The sequence below is a fragment of the Bacillus sp. AP50 genome (genome assembly GCF_040492675.1).
Lineage (GTDB): Bacteria > Bacillota > Bacilli > Bacillales > Bacillaceae_G > Bacillus_A > Bacillus_A cereus.
Map to the genome: position 1 here is coordinate 1 of NZ_JBEUTW010000225.1, position 22,992 is coordinate 22,992.

A 22,992-nucleotide genomic window follows, 5' to 3' on the forward strand; every position below is an offset into this window, starting at 1 on the left:
AGGGGCAGATAATATTTAAAACATTTTTAAATCAAAGATTACATTCTTCTACTGTCTTAGTATCTGATGAATTTAGAAATACAGTTTTAGAAAACAATTTAAAAGGTTTCGAATTTGTTGAGGTATGGGATTCAAAAGATCGTGCGTAAAGAGATCTAATAAAATTAGTTTACTGATGTAAATTTATACCCAAGAGAGTAATAAATGTAATAGAAGAAGCTTATGTATTTGCATAAGCTTCTTCTTAGAATTAAGCGCGGAAAGGTATAGTACTTAATATTTACTATATATTTTGGCTTCACAAAATAAGTTATAATCCTGCTTCAGGAAATAAAAATATGTCAGCTGATAATTAAATACAATTGGCATCATTCTATACAACAAAATGAATGGACTGTAAAGGATGATGAGAGTGTTGTAACGAAAAGAAAGCTCAAACGAAACCTTTACTATCAAGTTCTGGTTTACCTCATGCGAAAATTTCTGCTATGCAAAGAAAGCGAAGAAGGCTTGAAGGATATGATACTGATATAAATTATGAATTTAATGTAAGCTATAGAGAAATGATTGAGGCAGGAGTTGATCAGAAAACTGCAAGAAAAGTATTGGTAGATGCTTATAAATATTTTGATAGTTTGGGAGGTTTTGTGAAAAAATGATAAATTTATCTAATGTTTCTGGTTTAATAAAAAATAAGCCAGCAAATGATATTGAAATTCAAGAAATAGAAGATGTAATGAAAGTTGAATTACCAAATGTACATAAAGATTTATTGAAGTATACAAATGGTTTTTCTATAGGTGGAGGATTAATAATTTATGGTACTGATGATATTATAGAAAGAAATGAGACTTGGGAAGTAATAGAATATGCAAATGGTTATGTTGCTATTGGTGATGATGGTAGTGGCAATGTTTTTTTAATGTCGCAAGGTGCAGATGTACGAGAAGTAAGAGCTGTTGATTCTGGTGATATGAATCCAAATCATGCCACTGTAGTTACATTAGATTTTATTGAGTGGGTAAATACGGGTTGTTTGAATCAAAAAATACAGAAAATAAAAGAAGAAATCCCAGATACGTGTAATATAGTGTTAATAGAAATTCCTAATGGAGGATTAAAAGATTTAGTAAAGATAAAAAGTGTACTAGCACTTGATATTTCAACAGGGGAACTATTAAAAGGATCGAAAAACCTTCCTTTTACATTAGTAAAAGGAGCTCCATATGGTAAAGCAAAAAAAATAATTGAAAAATTAGGATCTATTGGTTTAGCAATAAATATAATACCAATAGATAAAAATAATTAATGTTAAACATAATTTGAAATTCATTTTTAACTTATTTCCCGAAAGAAGTCTCCTTCCTCAAGCGTGTGAAGGGCGTAGCCCGACGATAGGTGGGAGACGAATTTCGGTTTGGCGGAGCCAAAAGGCTTTGCTTTTTATTTTTCCTCTGATAGAATCAGTCTTATAAAGAATAAAGGTTGGTATATCAATGAAATTAGATAATAATAATCATTCGGTGTTCTTGCTATATTATCACCTTGTATTGGTTGTGAAATACAGAAGAAATGTGTTCAATGATGATATATCAGACTATGCAAAAGACATGTTTGTCAGGTTATCTGAGAATTACAACATAACATTGATAGAGTGGAATCATGATGTAGACCATGTTCATATTTTATTCAAGGCTCATCCGAATACAGAAATGACGAAATTTATTAATGCTTATAAAAGTGCAAGTTCTCGACTCATCAAGAGAGACTTTCCACGAGTGAAAACGAAACTTTGGAAAGAGATGTTTTGGTCAAGAAGTTTTTGCTTATTAACTACTGGGGATTCTCCAATAGACGTAGTAAAGAAATATATTGAAAATCAAGGCGAAAAGTGAGGTGAAATGATATGCCAAAGCACAATAAAGTATATAAATTCCGTTTGTATCCAACAGAAGAACAAGCATATCTTATGCATAAAACCTTCGGTTGTGTACGTTTTGTATATAATAGAATGTTAGCTGAACGAAAAGAAGCGTACGAAAAATACAAAGATGATAGGGAGCAACTAAAGAAACAAAAGCCTCCAACTCCCGCGAAATATAAAGCAGAATTTGAGTGGTTAAAAGAAGTGGATTCATTAGCTTTGGCAAATGCTCAACTAAACTTGCAAACTGCCTATAAGAATTTCTTTAGTGGTCAAAATGACTTCCCAACATTCAAAAGTAAAAAAGACAGAAAGTCTTATACAACGAATGTAGTAAACGGAAATATTTTGTTGCTGAATGGTCATATCAAATTGCCAAAACTCAAAATGGTACGTATCAAACAACATAGAGAGATACCACAAGATTATAGAATCAAGTCATGTACGATTTCTATGACTCCTACGGGTCAATACTATGTGTCCATCTTGACTGAATATGAAAAAGAAATTGTACAAAAAGAAGTAGAAACAGTTGTGGGGTTAGACTTTGCGATGGATGGATTATACGTTAGTTCTGAGGATGAGAAAGCCAATTATCCTAATTTCTATCGTAACATGTTAGACCAGTTAGCAAAGGCACAACGAGTATTATCAAGGCGTAATAAAGGTTCTGAGCGTTGGCATAAACAACGTATTCGTGTAGCTAAGTTACATGAGAAAGTAGCTAACCAACGTAAGAATTTCCTTCATCATGAGTCTAAAAAGTTAGCTACTCATTTTGATGTCGTAGCTATTGAAAATCTTAACATGAAAGGAATGTCGCAAGCACTTCATTTTGGAAAAAGTGTCACTGATAATGGATGGGGTATGTTCACTTCTTTCTTAGCTTATAAACTAAACGAACAAGGAAAACAACTTTTGAAAATAGACAAATGGTTTCCTTCCACCAAAACATGTAGCAATTGTGGAAATATAAAAAATATGACTTTGTCTGAACGAATTTATTCTTGTATATGCGGTGTAAATCTCGATAGAGATTATAACGCAGCTATTAATATCAAAAATGAAGCAATACGCCTATTAGCGTTAGGATAAATTGCAATAACAAAACCTTTGGAACAAGGGAGTTAGCTCGGCTGTCTAAGGACAAATTCGTTAGCTATCAAAAGTAATGATTAACCGAGAAGCCGCCACTTCAAACAGTCCGTTAGGACGTTAAGTGGCGGGTAGTTCACTTGCCTGATATTAATTTAATGATTTATTAAAAACGAACTAACATTTTAAAGGTTAGTTTGTTTTTTATTTTTTTACAAGAATTAAATAAGGAATGTGAACTCAGAGAGTGTTACATGGATAAGAAGAGATTTATTAGAAGACAATTTACGATTAAATGAACCCAAGAAATAACTATATAAATGGTAATAATAAAGGGGAATATATATGAAGATTTGGCAATTAAAAAGCTCGACTGATGATTATGAAAGCTTTCAATTATTGAACTATGAAGAGGATAAAAAATATTTTAAAACTAGTTTTAATTCTATGGTGAGTTTGTCAGATTCATGGACGCCTAAGTTTATTGAGGTAAAAGATGAAGGGAAATTAAGCGATTCCCCTATTTTTTGGGGAAAGTCTGGTGTACAAATAATTAGTGAAAAAGCCAAGAATGTTTTAGAACCTATAGTAGGAGATAATATTGAATTTTTACCATTAATTCATAAACAAACAAATAAAAAATACTATGCTATGCATGTTTTAAGGGTGTTGGAAGCACTTGATACTAATAAAACAATCTTTGATAAGTTAAGTTCAGGTTTAATAATAGGATGTAAAAAATTTGTATTTATTCCTTATGTTGTCCAGCACGAACCGATTTTTAAATTGAATATAAATGGGAAGGTACATCCTAACTATCTTTTAGTATCAGATCAATTCAAAAATGCAATTTTAGAGAGTGAATTAAAAGGTTTTCAATTTACTGAAGTGTGGGATTCAGAAGAGGGTGCGTAAAGAAATCTAATTTAATTAGATTAGTAATGTGAACCCATATCTAATAGGGTAAAAAATAAAAAGCTTAAGCACATTGAAATGAACTCGAATATTAGTACATGATAAAAACATCACCTGAATTCGCATTCTAATCTTTCTCGTTTTATTTTTTTGCAACGATGAATGAGGAAGAATGCTTATCATGTTTTAAATTAAAATTATATTGGCTAACGTGAAGAATACCAATCATTTACTTCTCCCATCAGTACAAGTAAATGATTGGTACTTCTTTTTAATATCGCTAAGTATTAACTACGAGCAGAATACTTTATTTCATTCTTTTTTCCCTTACAGTTTGATCTTGTAATCGCTGTTGTTCGTTGAATAGTCGATGAACAATCACGCGGGTTGGGATTTTATCAGTCATTCCTACATAAGCGTTAGATATTTTGCAGGTTTGTCCAGACTGAAAAGAGCTTATGAAACCATCCATTATTCACGTTCTTCTTCATATAATTGCACCGCACTTATTTTTTGTATGTGGTTAAAACTAGTTTTTAAGAAGCATATGTTTTAGCAACTGCAGAAATTCTGTATCACTTTTATCATTTTTTATATAATCCTGTTCGTAGTTAAAAATCATTCGTACTAACATAAAAGCTGTAAGCGGTAATGGTACCTTATGCAAAGCTCCTTGCTGATAACCTTTTTCGAGCAAATTACTTATCATGTTAATTGCTTCTTCTTCAGATTGTTTAAAACAAGTTGTAATTTCAGGTGAATGGTACTCTTTATATTCTTGAAAGAGTGTAGAAACAAACGGATCTTGATGATATTCTAGGCTGATATAATGAAGAATTTTTTGTATTCGAAGTAAAACATCTTTTTCTTCTTTATATAAATTAAATAATTGTGAGCGTTTGAGCTGAATATGACGCATATAGCAGTCACATAATATTTCAGTTTTATCTGTATAGTAATAATAAATAGTACCTTTACCAACTTTAGCTGTCTTTGCAATTTCATCAACAGTCGTGTTACGGACACCACGCGTAGAGAACAGTATTGTGGCAGATTGAATGATTTTCATCTTTTTATTCTCTTTTTCTAATTTGATCATTGTCTACACCCTATCCTTGATATATTTAGCGAAGTTTTCGGTCTTTACATACTGTATCAGTTCATTTGTAATTTTGTAACTCCTAATAGAAATTCCTCTATTTGTTTCTTATAGAATAACATACACCATTTTTATTTCTAGTATATAACTATAATAGAATGCACCTTTATAATCTAGGGATAAAGGTGAAAGTTTGAGGTAATAATTTTTATAATCGGACGATGAGAATTCAAATGAAAGGGGACAGTGACTTCTTTCTCGATTGAATTATTTGATTTTTTATTCAATTCATTTTATTATATAAACATGACTAAAAGATGGTTTTAGTCGGATTTTTTTACGGAAAACCGACTGATATTTGATTCTAGTCGGTTTCTATACTATTTGAGAGAAGGTAGACACTATGTGTGGAATTGCAGGGTGGATAGACTGGTCTAAAGACCTGTCTCATGAACAAGAAACGTTAAAAAAAATGACAGATGCTATCATTCACCGAGGGCCTGATGCAGAGGGGCATTGGTTTTCAAAACGAGCGGCATTAGGTCATCGACGTCTCATCGTCATTGATCCTGAAGGTGGCCTTCAACCTATGCTGTATAAAGATGGAAATGATACGATTGGCCTTACGTTCAATGGAGAAATTTATAACTATCAAGAATTACGTAAAGAACTTGAGGAGAAAGGTCATAAATTTCAGACCAAGTCGGATACAGAGGTATTACTACATGCTTACTTAGAGTGGCAAGAAGATTGTGTTCAACACTTAAATGGGATTTTTGCTTTTGGTATTTGGGATGAAAGATTTGGGAAATTGATGCTTGGTCGTGACCATCTAGGCGTGAAGCCTTTATTTTTCGCTCAAAGGGGAAGCGCAATTCTCTTTGGTTCAGAGTTAAAAGTTTTACTTTCGCATCCGCTTGTAGATGCAGAGGTAGATAAAGAAGGACTTTCTGAAATATTCTGTCTTGGACCAACACGTACTCCTGGTCATGCTATTTTCAAGGATATACATGAAGTGCGTGCTGGCCATTATATGACGTTTACCTCTAATGGCTCGACTACGAAACAGTATTGGAAACTTGAAAGTAAAAAACATGTAGATGATATTGATACAACAGTTGAAACAATCCGTTCCGTTTTACAAGATACGGTAAAACGTCAGTTAATTGCTGATAAACCAGTGGTATCTATGCTTTCCGGAGGTTTAGATTCCAGTGGTTTAACAGGTTTAGCAGGAAACGAATTTGGGAATAAAGGGGAACGTCTTCATACATATTCCCTGAATTTCATCAATGATGAAAAAGACTTTGAGCAAGACTTCCTTCGTTTTGATCGTGATGAACCTTGGGTGAAACGTGTGGCTGAATATGTAGGAACAAAGCATCATTCTATAGAGTTAGGATCAGATAGTTTAATAGAGTATTTATTAACTCCAATGCGAGCGCGTGATCTACCTGGAGTTGGAGAACTGGAAACGTCTCTTTATTTGCTATTTAAGGAAATGAAAAAAGACGCAACAGTTGCACTTTCAGGCGAATCCGCAGATGAAGTATTATCAGGATATCCATGGTTCCATCAAGAGAAGTTTCTAGAGGCAGAGATATTCCCTTGGAGTGTTAATTTATGGTATAGTACAGAAATTCTATCAGAAGATTTTAAAGCGAAGATTAGCCCTGAAAAATATCAAAAACAAAAATTTGAAGATGCAGTTGCTGAGGTTCCTTTTTTAGAAGGTGAAAGTGATCTGCAGATGAAGCAACGTCAAATGTCTTACATGTTTATTACACGTTTCTTGCCATTTATGCTAGAACGAAAAGATCGCACAAGTATGATGAATGGCTTTGAAGTACGAGTTCCATTTTGCGATTACCGGCTTGTAGAATACTTATGGAATGTCCCATTCGAAATGAAAAGCATAGACAATATTGAAAAAGGTATTTTACGTCGAGCTTTTGAAAATGTACTTCCAGAAGATGTACGTTATCGCAAAAAAAGTGCATATCCAAGCACAAAGGATGCCTCTTATCTACAAGGTATTAGTGATTGGATGTTACATGTGTTGAACAATCCAGAATCACCTATTTTGCCATTAATTAATGTAGAAAGAGTTCGTGCTATTGCAGAAGGAAAAGACGAAGTAATTTTAGGTAATGATGCTCGGGGTATAATAGATTATTTACTTCAAGTTAATAGTTGGCTTCAGGAATATAATATTAAATTAGTATGGTAGATGTAATTTTCAAATAAAGAGAATAGCTGTAACATCAATGACCTAAGTGAACCGCACCTCCAATGTATTAGATAGTTATCTAATAATTGGAGATGCGATTTTATAAAAAATAATAATATGTTTATAAATGTAAAACCTACGGAAACTTTTCCTGTGGGTTTTTTAAGTAGTTTTTACGAAATTATGAGTGTTTTTTATTTTGTATTTCAATAAGTTCATCTGGTATCATTTTTGTATAATATTCTTTTTCTGTTAGTTCAAATATAAATAATGCTTTTTTCCAGTTATAAACAACATCTTCTACATTGTGTTGTTTAATTTTTAATAAACACTGACCTTTTAAATAGAATAGTTCACCTAATAGGTATAAAGTATTTAGATTAATTGCTAATTTGATGCCCTTATCAATGTATTTTATTGCCTCTTCATGTTGATGTATGGAGTCCAAAGATTTTGCTAAATTGAAAATGATTTTTAATTTAATTTCTTTATCTCTAGGAAAATCTAACTTATTAAAATTAGTTAAACATCTTTTTAATATCGCAATACTTTTTTCATATTCTTTATTTTCCCCATGAAATATAGCCATTGTCTGCATAATATCTATTTCTCTTTCTGATAAAAAATCAGAATTGGTTAAAGTTAGTTTTAATGCATGATTTAAAAGAGTTAAAGCAGTTTTTGTTGATCTATTTACCTCAAATATAGCGATTGCTTCATGCCATATTAGAAATTGTTTCTCTTCTTTTGTTTGAAAATTATTTAAGTTGTTCTCTTTTTTTACTATTTCATAAAGTTCTTTATATTGTTTTTGCTTTAAGCAATCTTTTATTACGTATTTTACATTTTCTACATATTTTAATCTTTTGTTTTGAGTTAATGCAAATATATTATTCGGATCAATACCAAGTCTTTCTGATAATTGATATAACAATATACTAGATGGATAAATCACACCTTTTTCTATTTTGCTAATTTGACTTTGCGAACATATTCCATGACATAATTCGGATTGTGATATATTTTTTTTAATTCTAAGCTCTTTAATGGTAATACCCAAATCGTAAAACTCCATTTTCCCACCTACTATTTAGCACTATATTAGTATAAGAGTATTCTCTAACTTTTAATGTAATGTAAAATTAATATAGTTGCAATTATTGTTTGTTTCAAAGGTCTTTCTTTATCCGTATGGACACAAAAACAGGTTAGGAAGAAGGCTTTTTCTCCCTAACCTGAAATCCCCCTCTCATTAGAGAAGTTTTCATTTTCGTATCGTTTCTCTTAAGAAATTTCATATCAACAGAATAACACTATTGCCCCACCGAACAAACTTACAAATACAATAAGAAGACATGAACATAGAACGAGCAACTTCTCATCTACGTTCCCTTTTAACCGCAATTAAAAACGCAATAAATAATACATTTACACCAACGATTAAGGAGATAAATAACCAATTCACACCTGTTTCTCCGTTAACTTTATACACGTTTGATTCTTCACGCTTTAAAACGAGATAAAATTTCCCGTTTTCCTCTCTTATAATTTCATCCTGTAACAATCCTCTTAACTCTTGTTTTTCACCAATCGCACTTGCAGGTAAGGAGACTTTTTGTGTTTCTTTCGTATTATTAATTGCTACTAAAGTTACTTCATCTTTATATTTTCGTTTTAGTATGCTCATCCCGCTCTTATCATACAGAAGCTCAAACGTACCGCGTCGTAAAGACGGTCTCGCTTGCCTAAGTTCACCTAGTTTTGCTATGTGTTGCATAAACTTTTCGTCTGACTTAAAATCCATTAATCGTCTATTATCGGGTACACTCCCTCCATCTAATGCAATTTCAGTTCCGTAATAAAAATTCGGAATTCCAGGTGATGTTAACAAATAAGTAAGCGCCAGTTTTAAACGTGATGGCGGATAATACATATTTTCTTTTGCAATACGCGCATATCTTTTTGTTTCTTGATTATCTAAGAACGTAACAAATTCTCCTTCTTTTTTACTCACATCGTATAACGATTTCACCGATACATCTGCTTTAGAAAACGATTCTACTATTTTTTCGTTGTATTCGCTATCCTCCTTTGTCATAATACGAAAATCTTTCTTTATCACTTGCATATCTTTTTGCGCGTTATCCCAAAAGGAACGCGGCTTTTTTTCACTCTGTATAACATAACTTCCGTCTAAATCAACTTCTTTTATCCACCATTTCATTGCGTCAATTACCTGTTGTTCGTTTTCTCCAAGCGGAAATTGAAATACAACTTTCATTCCTTTTGCATGAACTTCTTTTACAAGTTCTTTCACATCATTGTCTGTCCCGAAATGTTCATTTACCTTTTTAAAATTTCGCACGTCTAATCCATCGTACTTTCCACTTTCAAAAAGTGGCGAAAGCATAACGGTAGTAAAACCCATTTCTTTTATGTAATCCAACCTTTTTATAATTCCTCTTATATCCCCGCCTTGATACCCTTCTAAATTACCAACTTCTAATTGTTTGTCATTTTTCGGTTCTCCATTATTGAAGCGATCAATCATAATGGAGTATATAACTTCATCTTTCCACTCTCTTTTTTCGTCTGCAAAAGTATGTATTGGTACAAACAAAACAAAAGCTAAGCAAAAACAAATGAATAGTTTCCTAGTCCGTATTTTTCCCACACGCATCCCCCAAGTTTTTAATTGTAAGAATATTATACCAATTATCCAAGTGAAACGCATATGTCGATTTCAATCCTCACAAAATAATCTATGTTACATTTTCTAACATCATGTATATATTTTTCTGAATTTTTAGTTGATTTTTAATTCCTTTTCGAATATGATATGAAACATAACAAAACGATGTTATTTTTTCTAACATTATAGGAGGAGAGCTCATGAATATGGGAGATACAGTTTTTATGTTTGTGACGACAGTAATGGTCATGTTGATGACACCAGGATTGGCACTTTTTTATGGAGGTATGGTTCGCAGCAAAAATGTACTCAGCACAACGATGCATAGTTATAGCGCAATGGCTATCGTTTCGATTCAATGGATTGTTATCGGCTATTCTTTATCATTCGGACCAGATTGGCACGGGCTTATCGGTACACTTGATTGGTTCGGTCTAAACGGAGTTACCTACGCACCAAATCCAGACTACTCATCTACTATTCCTCACAATTTATTCATGATGTTTCAACTCATGTTCGCCATTTTAACTCCAGCTTTAATTTCAGGTGCATTTGCTGAAAGAATGCGATTTTCTGCCTTTCTTATTTTTATCCTTCTATGGACAACGATCGTTTACAATCCTGTCGCTCATTGGGTATGGGGCGTCGGCGGGTGGCTAAGGGAACTTGGCGCACTAGACTTCGCTGGCGGAAACGTCGTTCACATCACTTCCGGAGTTGCTGGTCTTGTATTAGCTATTTTCCTTGGAAAACGAAAAAACATAAATGGTTCTTCTCCTCACCATTTGCCATTTACAATGTTAGGCGCAGGCTTATTATGGTTTGGCTGGTTCGGTTTTAACGTCGGCAGCGCATTATCCTTAAACGACGTAGCGTTAACTGCATTTATTAATACAAATATAGCCGCCGCTGCCTCCGCTCTAACTTGGATGCTTTCTGAATGGTTCTTCCAATCAAAACCGACCGCAATGGGAGCTGCTTGCGGAGTTGTTTCTGGTCTAGTCGCTATTACACCAGCTTGCGGGTTCGTTACACCTTTCTCCGCCCTTCTTATCGGAGCAATTGGTGGCATATTATGCTTTGGCGCCGTTTTCTTCTTAAAAACAAAATTTGGGTATGACGATACACTTGATGCCTTTGGATGCCACGGCATCGGAGGAACTTGGGGCGGTATTGCAACAGGACTATTTGCAACTACTACCGTAAACGGGGATGGTGCGAACGGATTGTTTTACGGAAACGCCGCGTTACTGTTTAAACAACTTATAGCGATTGGCGCAACATATGCATTCACAATCATCATGACGTATGCCATTATTAAAGCGATCAACTTCTTCCTCCCTGTTCGAGTAGATGAACATGAAGAACACATGGGTCTTGATATTTCAATGCATGGTGAGAAGGCTTATGAACATGCAGAGCGAGCAAACTAAAAAAGAGATGCAATCTATCGATAGTAGATTGCATCTCTTTTTTGCGCACCGGGCAACATACCCCACCTAGTATAACCGGAAATATATTAACGTTTTTTTGGATATATCAACGATTTTTCAAATATATCGATTGTTTCTTTCAATATATCAACGGTTCGACACAACATATCGATTTACCAACAAATTCCGACATGTTTTACATGCGAAATACCCCACATAACTTTATACAAAAAAGACGACCGAAGCCCGGTCGTCTTTTCCTATTTATTTCGGAGCATTTCCTACATATTGCGTAATATCAACATTTAATGCCTGTGCTAAACGCATACCGTATTCTTGATCTGCACGGAAGAAGTTACAAACAGCTAATAATTTTGTGCGTTCATTTACGTCTTTTAGATCATTTGTTAAGTTTGCAATTAAGTTATCTTGCTCTTCTTTAGAGAATGAACGGTAACGCTCACCTGCTTGTTTGAAGTCATTTGGTTTCTCAATTTTTTCACGAGATACATAGCCTTCTACTTTCATAGTTGAATCGCGGTAAGCTTTGTCTTCAACTGGATTCTCTGCATGACGACTCGGTTCGTAGTTGATTGTAGATGGGTTTTGATTCACTTGCATCGCACCATCACGTTGTTGATTATGAACAGCTGCGTATGGGCAGTTTACAGGAATTTGTAAGTAATTTGCACCAAGACGATAACGCTGTGTATCTGGGTAAGAGAATAAACGACCTTGTAATAATTTATCTTCCGATGGCTCAATACCATTTACAGTTGCACTTGGAGAGAACGCTACTTGCTCTACTTCTGCAAAGAAGTTTTTCGGATTACGATTTAACGTCATTGTCCCTACTTCCATTAATGGGAAGCGATCTTCTGGCCATACTTTCGTTGGATCTAGTGGATCAAAGTCTAAAGAGTCCATTTCATCTAATTGCATAACTTGTACGTGTAAATCCCATTTTGGGTAATTTCCTTTTTCGATTGCATCGAACAAGTCACGAGTTGCATGATTGAAGTCTTTCCCTTGTACTTCTTGCACTTCTTTCGCATTTAAGTTACGTACACCTTGCTGTGGTTTCCAGTGGTATTTAATATAAACAATTTTACCTTCTTCATTAATCCATTTAAATGAATGGACGCCGAAACCCTCCATTTCACGATAGCTTGCTGGTGTACCGTAATCAGAAAATACCCATGTCATCATATGTGTAGATTCTGGACTTAACGTCATGAAATCCCAATAACGATCTGGCGTTTGAATATTCGTATCAGGTGCTGGTTTTAAGGAATGTACCATATCAGGGAATTTAATTGCATCACGAATGAAGAAAACTGGTAAATGATTACCTACGATATCGTAGTTTCCTTCTTCTGTATAAAATTTAACAGCAAACCCACGTGGGTCACGTGCTGTTTCAGGAGAACCTTGACCATGAATAACCGTTGAAAAACGAACAAATACAGGCGTTTCAGTTCCTTCATTTTGTAAAAATGCTGCTTTCGTATATTGCTTCATACTATTTTTCGTTACGAATACACCGTGAGCACCTGCACCACGTGCATGCACAACACGCTCCGGAATACGTTCACGATCAAAGTGCGCAAGTTTTTCTACTAAATGATAGTCTTCTAATAATACTGGTCCACGACGACCAGCTGTACGAGAATTTTGGTTGTCTCCAACTGGAGCACCTTGGTTTGTTGTTAAGCGATTATTTGGATTCATCTAGGGGGATCCTCCTCTTTCTTTCGTAGTAATCATTATTTATTTGAAATTATTATAAATTAATTATTATTCAAAACTAAATCTTTGTCAACTATTTCCTTCACTTTTTTGGAAACAATTTCAGCCAAACAGTCGATAAATGCAGATTGTGCATTCGGCATATTTGGTCTGAAATATTTGGCATTTAATTCATCCGTTACAACTTTACATTCATAATCGTTGTCATATAAAACTTCTAAATGCTCCGCTACAAAACCAACTGGGCAATATACGAAAGATTCGTACCCATGCTCTTCATATAAATCTTTCGTTAAATCTTGCACATCTGGACCAATCCACGGATCTGGAGTATTCCCAGCACTTTGCCAACCGATTGTATAGTTTTGAATATTTGCAGCTTCTGCAATTAAATCTGCCGTATGCTTTAGTTGTTCTACATATGGGTCTCCTGCTGCAATAATTTTTTCTGGCAAACTATGCGCTGAAAAAATTACGACTGCTTTCTCTTTATTATCAATTTCTGTAAACATCTCTTTTATTTGGTCTGCCCAATACGAAATAAATTTCGGTTCATCATACCATTGTTCAATTGGTTCAATAACAGGACCACCGATTTCTTTTGAAAGACGAATAGCACGGTCATTATACGCTTTAATGCTAAATGTAGAGTAATGCGGCGCTAATACGATACTAATCGCTTGCTCGATCCCATCACGCTTCATTTCTTCTACAGCATCTTCTATAAATGGTGCAATATGTTTTAAACCTAAGTAACAAGTAAATTCATACTCTGTAAATATGTTATTCATTGAATCTGTTAATTTATGCGCCTGTTCTTTCGTAATTTTTGCAAGCGGTGAAATTCCACCAATCGCTTTATAGCGCCCAATTAAATCTTCAAGCGCTTCTTCTGATGGCGTACGCCCGTGACGGATATGTGTATAATATGCCTCTACATCGTCTAATGATTCTGGTGTTCCATACGCCATTACGAGTAAACCTATTCTTTTCTTTGTCATCTATCTAACACCTCAATTTTATAAATGAGAATCTTTTTCAGAACGTTTGTTTCCAATTATAACAAGTAATAATAAGTACGTCAAAATAATAATTCTAATTAAGTATTATTTATAAGGTGATTTTGAATTTTATATGACAATTTCTTTAATAAAAAGCGACTTACATAATTGTAAGCCGCTTTTCCCTTATTCCTTAATATTTACCCCATATTCTTTAAACCAAACATGAATTTGTGCTAAATGAGCTAAAAGCTGTGGCCCAGTCATCAATTGACCAAACCATGGTGTTTGAAATGCACTGCCGCCAGACTGAATCAATCCGCTCAACTGCTCTTTATCAAACAGTTCGTGTAAAATTGAACCTTTATCCGTTAATAGATTTTGAAGCCATACTGTTACTGCGTTTGTATAGTGTGGATTGTGCGTTTTCGGATACGGACTCTTCTTTCTATATAAGATGTCATGCGGAAGTACATCTTCTAACGCTTTACGTAATAGACCTTTTTCGCGGTTTTTATACATTTTCATTTCCCAAGGAATATTCCACGCATATTCGACAAGACGATGATCTGCAAATGGAACACGTACTTCTAAACTTGCCCCCATACTCATGCGGTCTTTTCTGTCTAATAATGTTGTCATAAACCATACCATATTTAAATAAAATAATTGGCGTCTTTTTGCTTCTAGCGGACTTTCCCCCTCTAAAATAGGAACTTCTTGAATCGACTCTTCATAACGCCTTTGTACATATTGTTGTAAATTTAATTTATTTCTCCATTCTTTTTTTAGAAGTTGTTCACGTGCCTCTGTAGAACGCATCCATGGAAATGCACTCGATTGTAAATCATCTTCTCTATAAAACCACGGATATCCACCAAATATTTCATCTGCACATTCTCCAGATAAGCCAACGACAAAATCTTGTTTAATTTCTCGGCAAAACCATAATAATGACGAATCGATATCTGCCATACCAGGCAAATCACGAACAAGTACTGCTTCAGTTAAATACTCTGCTAATTTTTCATTCGAAATGACGCAGCGATGATGGGTTGTTTGAAATGTCTCAGTCATTAAATTAATAAACGGAGCATCTGAATTTGGCTGGAATGCATTTGCTTTAAAGTATTTGTCATTATCTTCGTAATCAATAGAATACGTGTGTAATTGCCCTTTTCCCGATCTCTCATATTCTTTCGCTGCAATAGCTGTAATAGCGCTCGAATCTACACCACCTGATAAAAAAGTACATAGTGGTACATCAGAAACAAGCTGTCTTGTAATAGCATCTTGTAGTAAAAAGCGCGTTTTCTCTACTGTTTCTTCCAAAGAGTCTTCATGTTTTTTACTTTCTACATTCCAATATCTCCATATACACAAACCGTTCTTTGAAAATGTCATCGCATGACCTGGACGTAATTCTTTTATACCAGCATAAATACCGTGGCCAGGCGTTCTTGACGGTCCGAGTCCGAATATTTCTGATAACCCTTCTAATGTTACTTCCGCCTTCACATCTGGATGCGACAATATCGCTTTTAACTCCGAACCAAATAGTAAGCGTCCGCTATCATATTTATAAAAAAGTGGCTTTACACCTAATCGATCTCTCGCAATAAATACTTGTTCTTTCTGTTCATCCCATACTGCAAACGCATATATACCGTTTAAATGATCGACACATTCTTCTTTCCATTCAATATAAGAAGCTAATAATACTTCTGTATCAGAATGACCTTTGAACGTATACCCTCTTCTTAATAATTCCTTTCGAATGTCTTCTGTGTTATAAAGTTCACCGTTATAGCAAATGGCATAATTCGTTTCATCTTTTAAACAAGTCATCGGTTGTTTCCCCCCCTCAGGATCAACAACAATTAACCGTTTATGCCCAAATGCGACATTTCCTTTAATCCAAACTTTATTATCATCCGGCCCCCGCTTCGCTAACGTCTCAGCCATCTTCGTAACGACATCTCTTTCTCCTTCTAATGAGCGTTTATAATCCACCCATCCTGTAATCCCGCACATATAAATCATCCTTCCATCTTATTTCTTTTCTTGAACGTGCAGTAATCCCCACCCTAAGAGTGCGGATCAAAAAATGAAAAACTTGACGATAACCTACTATCCACATATGGAATAGCATTCTCACTCAGTAAAACGTGTTTTATTGTATGCCCACCTATGTCTAGATGTGTCTAGTTATAAAGAACGCACGAACTGTCTATAACAGGAATAACTACTTTTCATAAAGGAGAAATCGTATATGATACAACGTAAACATATTTTATATAACCAGCCCCGTGCTCATACAGTCGGTAATGTAGAATATATAAACAATGAATGGGTATTCTTTGATGATGAAAATGATGAAGCGTTTCTATTAGAAGATATTGCTGAAGATGGGTTTGAAATTTTGTATAATAACAATTGGTTACCAGCCCGTTTCTATGAACAAGATGTATTACAAATCGCCAACGAGCAACACCATTTGCAAAATGGTGAAATGGTACGTATTCGAAAAAAGTTACTTCTTAGCTATAATGAATGGCTCGAGGAATTACCTGACTCTGTCTTCACATTATTAACTGAATCATTGCAATCACTTCACTACTCTTTATATGATTGCATGTATTGTCATAATTATTTATCCTTCTTACCGAAAGAGGAGTCACGCGAAGGAGTAAATATTCTTTTGTTTGATAACGACGAAATGATCTGTACACTGCAGCACCATTTCGTACGTCACACTACATCAAATAAAAATATGTTCCGTTTTACGAAAGTAAATGGAGAAGAGTTGCATATCGATGCGACATAAAAAATAAAAACCACCTTATCTCCCAAGTCTTTGAGATTATAAGGTGGTTTTATTTTTATTTGAATACGTACCAGCCAAGTGGCAATTTCAGTCCTAAGTATAATACTGCTACTAGCGCAACAATAAATAAGCCCCAAACCGCCCCTGTTGGTTTGTTTTTGCTCATTTTTACAAGAACCATTTCCATTCCGCCGATAACTAAAATACCAGCTAACATTTTTAAGCCATACCACATGTGCATGCTACCTGTTGCTGTCTTCACAATACTCATGTACAACATGAAGCCTGTCACAATAATGATGATATACATTAGGCGAAGCCCCATATGTACACCTTTACCTTTTCTTCCTGCTGAATAAAGTGAATACGCAACGAAGAATAAAATTAAACCTAACGCCCATGCTGTAATATGCATATGTACCATCGTATTCCTTACCTCCTCTTTTCACACTTTTTCATCCTATATGATAACATGTTCATTTATTTTCAGGAAATGTTTCGCTTTTTTACATTTAAATGATATAATATTTAGAGTATTTACAAACTTCTTGTAATAACAAAAGGGGGAACAATCATGATTCAAACTAAGGATATTATCGAACTTACAGACACATACGGAGCAAATAACTATCACCCACTTCCAATCGTTATTTCTAAAGCAGAAGGTGTTTGGGTAGAAGATCCTGAAGGAAACCGCTATATGGACTTATTAAGTGCATATTCTGCAGTAAACCAAGGTCATCGTCACCCGAAAATTATTAACGCTTTAATTGACCAAGCTAATCGTGTTACGTTAACTTCTCGTGCTTTCCATAGCGATCAATTAGGTCCTTGGTACGAAAAAGTTGCGAAACTAACTAATAAAGAAATGGTACTTCCAATGAATACAGGTGCTGAAGCTGTTGAAACTGCAATTAAAACAGTTCGTCGCTGGGCTTATGATGTGAAGAAAGTAGAAGCAAACCGCGCTGAAATCATCGTTTGTGAAGATAACTTCCACGGACGTACAATGGGTTCTGTTTCTATGTCTTCAAATGAAGAGTACAAGCGTGGATTCGGTCCAATGCTTCCTGGCATCGTTGTAATTCCTTACGGTGATTTAGAAGCATTAAAAGCCGCAATTACACCAAACACAGCAGCATTCATTTTAGAGCCAATTCAAGGTGAAGCAGGAATTAACATCCCACCAGCTGGTTACTTAAAAGAAGCTTTTGAAGTATGTAAAAAAGAAAACGTTTTATTTGTAGCAGATGAAATCCAAACTGGCTTAGGCCGTACTGGTAAAGTATTTGCTTGTGACTGGGACAATGTAACTCCTGACATGTACATACTTGGTAAAGCACTTGGCGGCGGCGTATTCCCAATCTCTTGCGTAGCAGCAAACCGCGACATTTTAGGCGTATTCGAGCCAGGTTCTCACGGTTCTACATTCGGTGGTAACCCACTTGCATGTGCTGTTTCTATCGCAGCTCTTGAAGTGTTAGAAGAAGAAAAATTAACAGAGCGTTCTCTTCAATTAGGTGAAAAATTAGTTGGGCAATTAAAAGAGATTGATAACCCAATGATCACTGAAGTTCGCGGTAAAGGTTTATTCATCGGTATCGAATTAAACGAACCAGCTCGTCCTTACTGTGAACAACTAAAAGCAGCTGGTCTACTATGTAAAGAAACACATGAAAACGTAATTCGTATCGCACCACCTCTAGTAATCTCTGAAGAAGATTTAGAGTGGGCATTCCAAAAAATTAAAGCTGTATTATCGTAATGATAGAGAGGTTGTCCGACATGTTGGGACAACCTCTTTCTTTTTATATTCATTTATATTAAGATTTTTTGTAATTTTCTGTATTTTAAAATCGTAAAGGAGGTGCGATATGCTATTAAGATATGGTAAACATATTAACTATTTAGCTACATCTTTTATTTTAGTTACATTCTTTGGCTTCCTACTTTCCACAACATGGCTTACTCACTACTCAACTCCTACTACATTCACACTACTGAAAGCATCATTTTGGACTGCTGTTATTCTTACTATCATTGGTTTTGGACGAGAAAAAAGCGCACTTACGGTTATACTATTTGGCATTTGTACACTTGCATTCATTGGTCTTTACACTTTTTCCGTTATTGATTACCTCTATAACCCAAGGCCATAAAAAAGAGCTATCTTTTAACAAGATAGCTCTTTTCTTCACTTCACTACATTTCGCAAAGTACCAATTCCTTCTACTGTAATAACCACTTCATCACCAGCATGTAAAAACTTCGGTGGTGTGAAACCTTTTCCGACACCAGCCGGGGTTCCTGTTGCGATAATATCGCCTGGTTCTAAAGTCATTCCTTTACTTATCGTTGAAATAATTTCTTCTATTGAAAAAATCATTTTATTTGTGTTGGAAGTTTGCCTTACTTCTCCATTTACTACCGTTTCAATGTGTAATGCATTCGGCGCATTAACCACCGATTTATGAATTAAATACGGTCCCATCGGACAAAATGTATCGAAGCTTTTCCCAAGGAAAAACTGTTTATGTTTTCTTTGAATGTCTCGAGCTGTTACATCATTGATAATCGTATAACCAAAAACATGCTCAAGCGCTTTTTCTTTTTTTATTTGCTTCCCTCGCTTACCAATAATGATAGCTAATTCTCCTTCGTAATCTAGTTCGTCCGTTGCATGAGGGTGACCATTAATTTGCTCATTTATGCCAATAACTGTTGTTGGTGCTTTCGTAAAAATCATTATATTTTCTGGAATAGACTCTATTCCGCCCATTTCTATGGCATGCTCACGATAGTTTTTTCCAACGCACAAAATATTCTTTCTTGGCCTTGGAATCGGTGCTAATATTTTCACCTCTGTTAACGGATAATACGCCGCTTCCCCGTTCTCTTTTGCCCAATTTACAATTTCACATACTTTCTCAAAGCATTCAGTTCCTCTTTCAATACACTCTAACATTGTAATAGGGATTGTAACCTTTTCCCCTTTTTGTCTTTGCGCTTCTCTTAAGTGTAATACCTTTTTTTCTTCTTCATCCACAATACCTACAAATACCTTTTCTTCTTTCTTCGCCGTTACAAAACGCAATATTTCCACTCTCCATCCTAAAACTCATGCCCTTTAATTGTATTCGCATCCGTAAGAAAAAAACCTTCTCATACACGCTAATTTTTACAATATTCTTCTCATACCCTATTCGTTACGCCTTTATATTTGGCATAAAATGTAGAAATTTTACTTTTTTTAGCGAAGGTATTTCTTTTTTATGGAGTTTTTGTATAATATGTACTACATATATACTAAAAATTTCATTTAGAGATGGAGCCGATTTCAATGTTTGAGCAAGCGATTGAAAAAAAACGTGAAAAAATGATTTATTTTGCTGAACGCTATGGAATGACTTCTCAAAAAACAGTGGATTGTAGCCAAGAACTGGACAGGCTCTTAAATGTAATTTGGCATGTACATACGGATTTTCACCCAAATCAAACACTCGACACACACACGCAATAGCGTGTGTGTGTCTTTTATTTCAAAAAAACACACATTTTATTGAAAACGCCCATACAATAGTAGAAAAGAAAATTTTAAAAACGAAGGGTGTTTTATATGCCAGCTATGGTCGGACATATTCGTATCGTCAATATTGGATCAAGTGGTATTTTTCATATTGGAGATGTATTTGCGATTAGGCCTATTAGTTACTCACGTGCTTTCGCCGGGGCCGGCTCTTTCAACGTTGGAGACAATGTTTCTGTCTACAATTATCAAAGTGCAACGACTGTCAACGATTCAGATGTAATCGATCAAGCGATAATTGGCTCAACTTAAAGGAGGCAATTGCATTGAATTTTTATGTAAACCAAAGTATCATCATCAACAGTATTAAAATTGATAGCATTACAACCTCTTCTGTGTTCCAAATTGGTACTGCCGGAAGTATTAAAGCCCTATCTAAATTTTCAAATACGGGCGGATTTACGGAGCCGCTTCGCCCATTACAGGCGAAAGGACAAATTATTTCTATCAAACCATCAACTAGTTCTTCTTAAGACATCCTTGTCATAAATATATAGCAGGAATATTTTTACCCTCCCTATTGAAAAGGAGGTTTCACAAATGAATCAAGATATATATACTTACTTACACCAACTTCAACAAGCTCTTCAAACACAACAAGCAGCCATCCTGAATTTAGAAGATCAAGTGCGCCAACTCCAAGAAGAGCTTAACGAATTAAAAAATCGCCCCTCCTCTTCTGTAGGAAAAGTGGAATACAAATTCGATCAATTAAAAGTCGAAAATTTAAATGGTACTTTAAATATTGGTTTAAACCCATTTTCAGCAAAAGGACAACAAATTGAAGATTTTCAAGTGGATACAGAAACATTGAAGGTAAACCCTGAAACTGAAACAAACCCAGACTTTTATCAAGGTATCCTCCAAGAAATGCATCGATACTTAGATGAAGAAGCATATAATCGTATTCTCCATTTTGAACAAGAAGAGCGAACACCGCTTGATGAAATGTATCGACAAATGATGGTGGATGACATAAAAAAACAGATGGAGCATCGACTCCCTTATTATTTATCACAAGCGCAATCATATGAAGGTATTTCAACAGATCCAGATTATTTACGTGATATCATTATTCAGGCAATGAAACAAGATATTGACAAAGCCTTTCTCTCCTTTATTCAGCACATACCGGGAAATTTCCGAAAGGAGTAAGTATGTATGAACCTTAACGTTGTAAACCGTGAGTTAAAAGTCGGACAGATTAAAATGAACGGTGTATCGTCGTCCGCACTCTTTTTAATTGGAGATGCAAATCTCCTCATTCTATCTTCTATTCTCGATACACCATTTGAAACAGTTACAGAGGGTCCATTTGTACCATTAGTAACAGATGTCCCTCCTACTCCAGGTTAAGGAGACTGAGAAATTATGTTGCATCATGTGTCTATTGTCCAAAATGTTTCTATTATTTCTTTAGGGATTGCTGCTGTATTTCAAGTTGGAGATGCAAACCAAATGGAATTAAAAAGTAGAGCTATTGCCGTCCACCGTGAAATGCCTTTTTATATACGGGGAGAAGGTCGCTTTGATGCTTTTGAAATCTTTACAGATGAACACATTACAATTCCAAAACGAACGACAGATGTAAAATTAAACATTGTAAATGAATGCCCTTTTATTGAAGTTAATAACGTTGAATTACGCACACTTTTAAATTCTGGTTGCTTTCAAATTGGAAATGTTGATTATGGTTTTAATAACTCTCGTATTATACAAATCCGCCAATATATTACGGATGAACCTTCCGCACAATAATTCATATAGTAATTAAAAAGCTTAGTAAAGTAGGTGGATGGTATGCCTTCGGTTGTAGGAAATCTCGTCGTGCAAAACAGTAACGGCTCTTTCAACTTAGGAGATTTTTATAACGTATCTCCGAAAGAAAACACGAAAGCCTATAACGGATCTGGAGCTTCCAATGTTGGGTTTGTCGTGAATACGTTTAACGGTGTTAGTGCAACGAATACATTTGATTCTGATGTGGCAGATCAAGATCAGATTGGAACAGCGTAAAAAAAGTAGGAGATATTCTCCTACTTTTTTCTTTTATCTAATTCAAAATTATTAAAATAAAATTTTAATAAGCAAGAGCTTTACTGTCCACAAATAGTGGTATAAACAAGTAAGTAGTGAAGAGGCACTATTTCATTTTATTTAAATGATAACCCGCTCTCCTCCAAAGCCCTCCTAAGCTTCGGCAAAGACGCAGGTCCCATACCATGCAGTTTTAATATTTCTTTTTCACTATATTTTGAGAGTTCTTCTACAGTTTGAATTCCATGGTGTTCTAATGCCCTTCTTGCTGGCGCTGAAAGAAGAGAGAGAAAACCTTCTTTTGGTTTTCTCTCTTTCTCACAGACTGGGCAAGTTGGACAATCGCTACTTTTATAGTACTCGTGTCCCTGTTCACAAGTTCTTAACGTTTTTTCCGTTACCAT

Annotated in this window: 26 protein-coding genes and 2 pseudogenes; 18 read left to right on the forward strand and 10 right to left on the reverse strand. The window is 35.0% G+C overall.

The window, feature by feature from the left end:
* The 6 genes and pseudogenes from ABWK52_RS29795 to ABWK52_RS17475 form a co-directional block, all read left to right on the forward strand.
* A pseudogene (locus tag ABWK52_RS29795) lies at window positions 1-149 on the forward strand (imm11 family protein); the annotation flags it as partial.
* 330 nt (window positions 150-479) lie between these two features.
* Complete coding sequence (locus ABWK52_RS17455; RefSeq protein WP_372584820.1) at window positions 480-659, forward strand: hypothetical protein; 180 nt, start codon at window positions 480-482, stop codon at window positions 657-659.
* A complete protein-coding gene (locus ABWK52_RS17460; protein ID WP_000609236.1) occupies window positions 656-1,309 on the forward strand; it encodes an SMI1/KNR4 family protein in 654 nt (217 codons plus the stop codon). Before ABWK52_RS17455 ends, ABWK52_RS17460 begins: the two co-directional genes overlap by 4 nt.
* Window positions 1,310-1,496: 187 nt before the next feature.
* Entirely contained in the window at window positions 1,497-1,895 is a 399-nt protein-coding gene (gene tnpA, locus ABWK52_RS17465) for an IS200/IS605 family transposase (RefSeq protein ID WP_000762720.1), read from the forward strand.
* Window positions 1,896-1,906: 11 nt separating this feature from the next.
* Window positions 1,907-3,019 carry an RNA-guided endonuclease TnpB family protein gene (locus ABWK52_RS17470; protein ID WP_097796897.1) on the forward strand — a complete coding sequence of 371 codons (1,113 nt, stop codon included), beginning with the start codon at window positions 1,907-1,909 and terminating at the stop codon, window positions 3,017-3,019.
* Window positions 3,020-3,364: 345 nt separating this feature from the next.
* Window positions 3,365-3,934 carry an imm11 family protein gene (locus tag ABWK52_RS17475; protein WP_000708206.1) on the forward strand — a complete coding sequence of 190 codons (570 nt, stop codon included), beginning with the start codon at window positions 3,365-3,367 and terminating at the stop codon, window positions 3,932-3,934.
* 122 nt (window positions 3,935-4,056) lie between these two features.
* On the opposite strand, the pseudogene ABWK52_RS17480 reads toward ABWK52_RS17475, so the two are convergent.
* Together ABWK52_RS17480 and ABWK52_RS17485 are read right to left on the reverse strand one after the other, a co-directional pair.
* A pseudogene (locus ABWK52_RS17480) lies at window positions 4,057-4,406 on the reverse strand (IS4 family transposase); the annotation flags it as partial.
* A gap of 57 nt (window positions 4,407-4,463) precedes the next feature.
* Entirely contained in the window at window positions 4,464-5,033 is a 570-nt protein-coding gene (locus ABWK52_RS17485; RefSeq protein WP_000593070.1) for a TetR/AcrR family transcriptional regulator, read from the reverse strand.
* A gap of 403 nt (window positions 5,034-5,436) precedes the next feature.
* Here ABWK52_RS17485 and asnB (ABWK52_RS17490) point away from each other — a divergent pair, with 403 nt between their 5' ends.
* The gene (gene asnB, locus ABWK52_RS17490; protein ID WP_353772033.1) at window positions 5,437-7,263 is read left to right on the forward strand and encodes an asparagine synthase (glutamine-hydrolyzing); all 1,827 of its coding nucleotides are present in this window, start codon (window positions 5,437-5,439) and stop codon (window positions 7,261-7,263) included.
* 181 nt (window positions 7,264-7,444) lie between these two features.
* Here asnB (ABWK52_RS17490) and ABWK52_RS17495 read toward each other — a convergent pair whose 3' ends face one another.
* Together ABWK52_RS17495 and ABWK52_RS17500 are read right to left on the reverse strand one after the other, a co-directional pair.
* Complete coding sequence (locus ABWK52_RS17495) at window positions 7,445-8,338, reverse strand: helix-turn-helix domain-containing protein (RefSeq protein WP_353772034.1); 894 nt, start codon at window positions 8,336-8,338, stop codon at window positions 7,445-7,447.
* Window positions 8,339-8,641: 303 nt separating this feature from the next.
* Window positions 8,642-9,997 (reverse strand): alpha-amylase family glycosyl hydrolase, encoded by a 1,356-nt coding sequence (locus ABWK52_RS17500; RefSeq protein WP_141537350.1) that lies wholly within the window; start codon window positions 9,995-9,997, stop codon window positions 8,642-8,644.
* A 158-nt stretch (window positions 9,998-10,155) separates the two neighbouring features.
* On the opposite strand from ABWK52_RS17500, the gene ABWK52_RS17505 reads away from it, so the two are divergent.
* A complete protein-coding gene (locus tag ABWK52_RS17505) occupies window positions 10,156-11,388 on the forward strand; it encodes an ammonium transporter (RefSeq protein WP_087966117.1) in 1,233 nt (410 codons plus the stop codon).
* Between the two features lie 264 nt (window positions 11,389-11,652).
* On the opposite strand, the gene katB is transcribed toward ABWK52_RS17505, so the two are convergent.
* The 3 genes from katB to asnB (ABWK52_RS17520) form a co-directional block, all read right to left on the reverse strand.
* The gene (katB, locus tag ABWK52_RS17510) at window positions 11,653-13,119 is read right to left on the reverse strand and encodes a catalase KatB (RefSeq protein WP_001069180.1); all 1,467 of its coding nucleotides are present in this window, start codon (window positions 13,117-13,119) and stop codon (window positions 11,653-11,655) included.
* Window positions 13,120-13,178: 59 nt separating this feature from the next.
* Entirely contained in the window at window positions 13,179-14,138 is a 960-nt protein-coding gene (hemH, locus tag ABWK52_RS17515; protein WP_000163131.1) for a ferrochelatase, read from the reverse strand.
* 186 nt (window positions 14,139-14,324) lie between these two features.
* Window positions 14,325-16,172 carry an asparagine synthase (glutamine-hydrolyzing) gene (gene asnB, locus ABWK52_RS17520; protein ID WP_098280526.1) on the reverse strand — a complete coding sequence of 616 codons (1,848 nt, stop codon included), beginning with the start codon at window positions 16,170-16,172 and terminating at the stop codon, window positions 14,325-14,327.
* Between the two features lie 238 nt (window positions 16,173-16,410).
* On the opposite strand from asnB (ABWK52_RS17520), the gene ABWK52_RS17525 reads away from it, so the two are divergent.
* Window positions 16,411-16,965: a DUF2777 domain-containing protein gene (locus ABWK52_RS17525; protein ID WP_000616049.1), complete on the forward strand. Its 555-nt coding sequence runs from the start codon at window positions 16,411-16,413 to the stop codon at window positions 16,963-16,965.
* A 55-nt stretch (window positions 16,966-17,020) separates the two neighbouring features.
* On the opposite strand, the gene ABWK52_RS17530 is transcribed toward ABWK52_RS17525, so the two are convergent.
* On the reverse strand, window positions 17,021-17,389 hold the full coding sequence (locus ABWK52_RS17530) for a YisL family protein (protein WP_000233495.1): 369 nt from the start codon (window positions 17,387-17,389) through the stop codon (window positions 17,021-17,023).
* A gap of 150 nt (window positions 17,390-17,539) precedes the next feature.
* Here ABWK52_RS17530 and rocD point away from each other — a divergent pair, with 150 nt between their 5' ends.
* On the forward strand, window positions 17,540-18,730 hold the full coding sequence (rocD, locus tag ABWK52_RS17535) for an ornithine aminotransferase (RefSeq protein ID WP_000616658.1): 1,191 nt from the start codon (window positions 17,540-17,542) through the stop codon (window positions 18,728-18,730).
* Between the two features lie 109 nt (window positions 18,731-18,839).
* Complete coding sequence (locus ABWK52_RS17540; RefSeq protein ID WP_000926864.1) at window positions 18,840-19,124, forward strand: hypothetical protein; 285 nt, start codon at window positions 18,840-18,842, stop codon at window positions 19,122-19,124.
* 35 nt (window positions 19,125-19,159) lie between these two features.
* Here ABWK52_RS17540 and ABWK52_RS17545 read toward each other — a convergent pair whose 3' ends face one another.
* A complete protein-coding gene (locus ABWK52_RS17545; protein WP_001213086.1) occupies window positions 19,160-20,059 on the reverse strand; it encodes a fumarylacetoacetate hydrolase family protein in 900 nt (299 codons plus the stop codon).
* Between the two features lie 246 nt (window positions 20,060-20,305).
* On the opposite strand from ABWK52_RS17545, the gene ABWK52_RS17550 reads away from it, so the two are divergent.
* The 7 genes from ABWK52_RS17550 to gerPF all read left to right on the forward strand — a co-directional run bounded on the left by ABWK52_RS17550 (window position 20,306) and on the right by gerPF (window position 22,567).
* Entirely contained in the window at window positions 20,306-20,485 is a 180-nt protein-coding gene (locus ABWK52_RS17550) for an aspartyl-phosphate phosphatase Spo0E family protein (RefSeq protein ID WP_000462845.1), read from the forward strand.
* Window positions 20,486-20,581: 96 nt separating this feature from the next.
* A complete protein-coding gene (gerPA, locus tag ABWK52_RS17555; RefSeq protein ID WP_001111187.1) occupies window positions 20,582-20,803 on the forward strand; it encodes a spore germination protein GerPA in 222 nt (73 codons plus the stop codon).
* A 14-nt stretch (window positions 20,804-20,817) separates the two neighbouring features.
* Window positions 20,818-21,024, forward strand: a complete 207-nt coding sequence (gene gerPB, locus ABWK52_RS17560; RefSeq protein ID WP_001012508.1) for a spore germination protein GerPB — start codon at window positions 20,818-20,820, stop codon at window positions 21,022-21,024.
* Between the two features lie 67 nt (window positions 21,025-21,091).
* A complete protein-coding gene (gene gerPC / locus ABWK52_RS17565; RefSeq protein ID WP_001070760.1) occupies window positions 21,092-21,706 on the forward strand; it encodes a spore germination protein GerPC in 615 nt (204 codons plus the stop codon).
* A 6-nt stretch (window positions 21,707-21,712) separates the two neighbouring features.
* Window positions 21,713-21,907 (forward strand): spore germination protein GerPD, encoded by a 195-nt coding sequence (gene gerPD, locus ABWK52_RS17570; RefSeq protein WP_001052807.1) that lies wholly within the window; start codon window positions 21,713-21,715, stop codon window positions 21,905-21,907.
* Between the two features lie 15 nt (window positions 21,908-21,922).
* Window positions 21,923-22,309, forward strand: a complete 387-nt coding sequence (locus ABWK52_RS17575; protein WP_098541342.1) for a spore germination protein GerPE — start codon at window positions 21,923-21,925, stop codon at window positions 22,307-22,309.
* 42 nt (window positions 22,310-22,351) lie between these two features.
* Complete coding sequence (gerPF, locus tag ABWK52_RS17580; protein WP_001141566.1) at window positions 22,352-22,567, forward strand: spore germination protein GerPF; 216 nt, start codon at window positions 22,352-22,354, stop codon at window positions 22,565-22,567.
* A 137-nt stretch (window positions 22,568-22,704) separates the two neighbouring features.
* Here the strand turns inward: gerPF and ABWK52_RS17585 are convergent, their stop codons facing one another.
* A complete protein-coding gene (locus ABWK52_RS17585; RefSeq protein WP_000255727.1) occupies window positions 22,705-22,992 on the reverse strand; it encodes an RNA polymerase alpha subunit C-terminal domain-containing protein in 288 nt (95 codons plus the stop codon).

What these genes read in the sequence shown, in the direction of transcription:
- ABWK52_RS17460 (WP_000609236.1), top strand. Translation starts at nt 656, where the DNA reads ATGATAAATTTATCTAATGTTTCTGGTTTAATAAAAAATAAGCCAGCA.
- tnpA (WP_000762720.1), top strand. Translation starts at nt 1,497, where the DNA reads ATGAAATTAGATAATAATAATCATTCGGTGTTCTTGCTATATTATCAC.
- ABWK52_RS17470 (WP_097796897.1), top strand. Translation starts at nt 1,907, where the DNA reads ATGCCAAAGCACAATAAAGTATATAAATTCCGTTTGTATCCAACAGAA.
- ABWK52_RS17475 (WP_000708206.1), top strand. Translation starts at nt 3,365, where the DNA reads ATGAAGATTTGGCAATTAAAAAGCTCGACTGATGATTATGAAAGCTTT.
- ABWK52_RS17485 (WP_000593070.1), bottom strand. Translation starts at nt 5,033, where the DNA reads ATGATCAAATTAGAAAAAGAGAATAAAAAGATGAAAATCATTCAATCT.
- asnB (WP_353772033.1), top strand. Translation starts at nt 5,437, where the DNA reads ATGTGTGGAATTGCAGGGTGGATAGACTGGTCTAAAGACCTGTCTCAT.
- ABWK52_RS17495 (WP_353772034.1), bottom strand. Translation starts at nt 8,338, where the DNA reads ATGGAGTTTTACGATTTGGGTATTACCATTAAAGAGCTTAGAATTAAA.
- ABWK52_RS17500 (WP_141537350.1), bottom strand. Translation starts at nt 9,997, where the DNA reads ATGCGTTTCACTTGGATAATTGGTATAATATTCTTACAATTAAAAACT.
- ABWK52_RS17505 (WP_087966117.1), top strand. Translation starts at nt 10,156, where the DNA reads ATGAATATGGGAGATACAGTTTTTATGTTTGTGACGACAGTAATGGTC.
- katB (WP_001069180.1), bottom strand. Translation starts at nt 13,119, where the DNA reads ATGAATCCAAATAATCGCTTAACAACAAACCAAGGTGCTCCAGTTGGA.
- hemH (WP_000163131.1), bottom strand. Translation starts at nt 14,138, where the DNA reads ATGACAAAGAAAAGAATAGGTTTACTCGTAATGGCGTATGGAACACCA.
- asnB (WP_098280526.1), bottom strand. Translation starts at nt 16,172, where the DNA reads ATGTGCGGGATTACAGGATGGGTGGATTATAAACGCTCATTAGAAGGA.
- ABWK52_RS17525 (WP_000616049.1), top strand. Translation starts at nt 16,411, where the DNA reads ATGATACAACGTAAACATATTTTATATAACCAGCCCCGTGCTCATACA.
- ABWK52_RS17530 (WP_000233495.1), bottom strand. Translation starts at nt 17,389, where the DNA reads ATGGTACATATGCATATTACAGCATGGGCGTTAGGTTTAATTTTATTC.
- rocD (WP_000616658.1), top strand. Translation starts at nt 17,540, where the DNA reads ATGATTCAAACTAAGGATATTATCGAACTTACAGACACATACGGAGCA.
- ABWK52_RS17540 (WP_000926864.1), top strand. Translation starts at nt 18,840, where the DNA reads ATGCTATTAAGATATGGTAAACATATTAACTATTTAGCTACATCTTTT.
- ABWK52_RS17550 (WP_000462845.1), top strand. Translation starts at nt 20,306, where the DNA reads ATGTTTGAGCAAGCGATTGAAAAAAAACGTGAAAAAATGATTTATTTT.
- gerPA (WP_001111187.1), top strand. Translation starts at nt 20,582, where the DNA reads ATGCCAGCTATGGTCGGACATATTCGTATCGTCAATATTGGATCAAGT.
- gerPC (WP_001070760.1), top strand. Translation starts at nt 21,092, where the DNA reads ATGAATCAAGATATATATACTTACTTACACCAACTTCAACAAGCTCTT.
- gerPD (WP_001052807.1), top strand. Translation starts at nt 21,713, where the DNA reads ATGAACCTTAACGTTGTAAACCGTGAGTTAAAAGTCGGACAGATTAAA.
- ABWK52_RS17575 (WP_098541342.1), top strand. Translation starts at nt 21,923, where the DNA reads ATGTTGCATCATGTGTCTATTGTCCAAAATGTTTCTATTATTTCTTTA.
- gerPF (WP_001141566.1), top strand. Translation starts at nt 22,352, where the DNA reads ATGCCTTCGGTTGTAGGAAATCTCGTCGTGCAAAACAGTAACGGCTCT.
- ABWK52_RS17585 (WP_000255727.1), bottom strand. Translation starts at nt 22,992, where the DNA reads ATGGTAACGGAAAAAACGTTAAGAACTTGTGAACAGGGACACGAGTAC.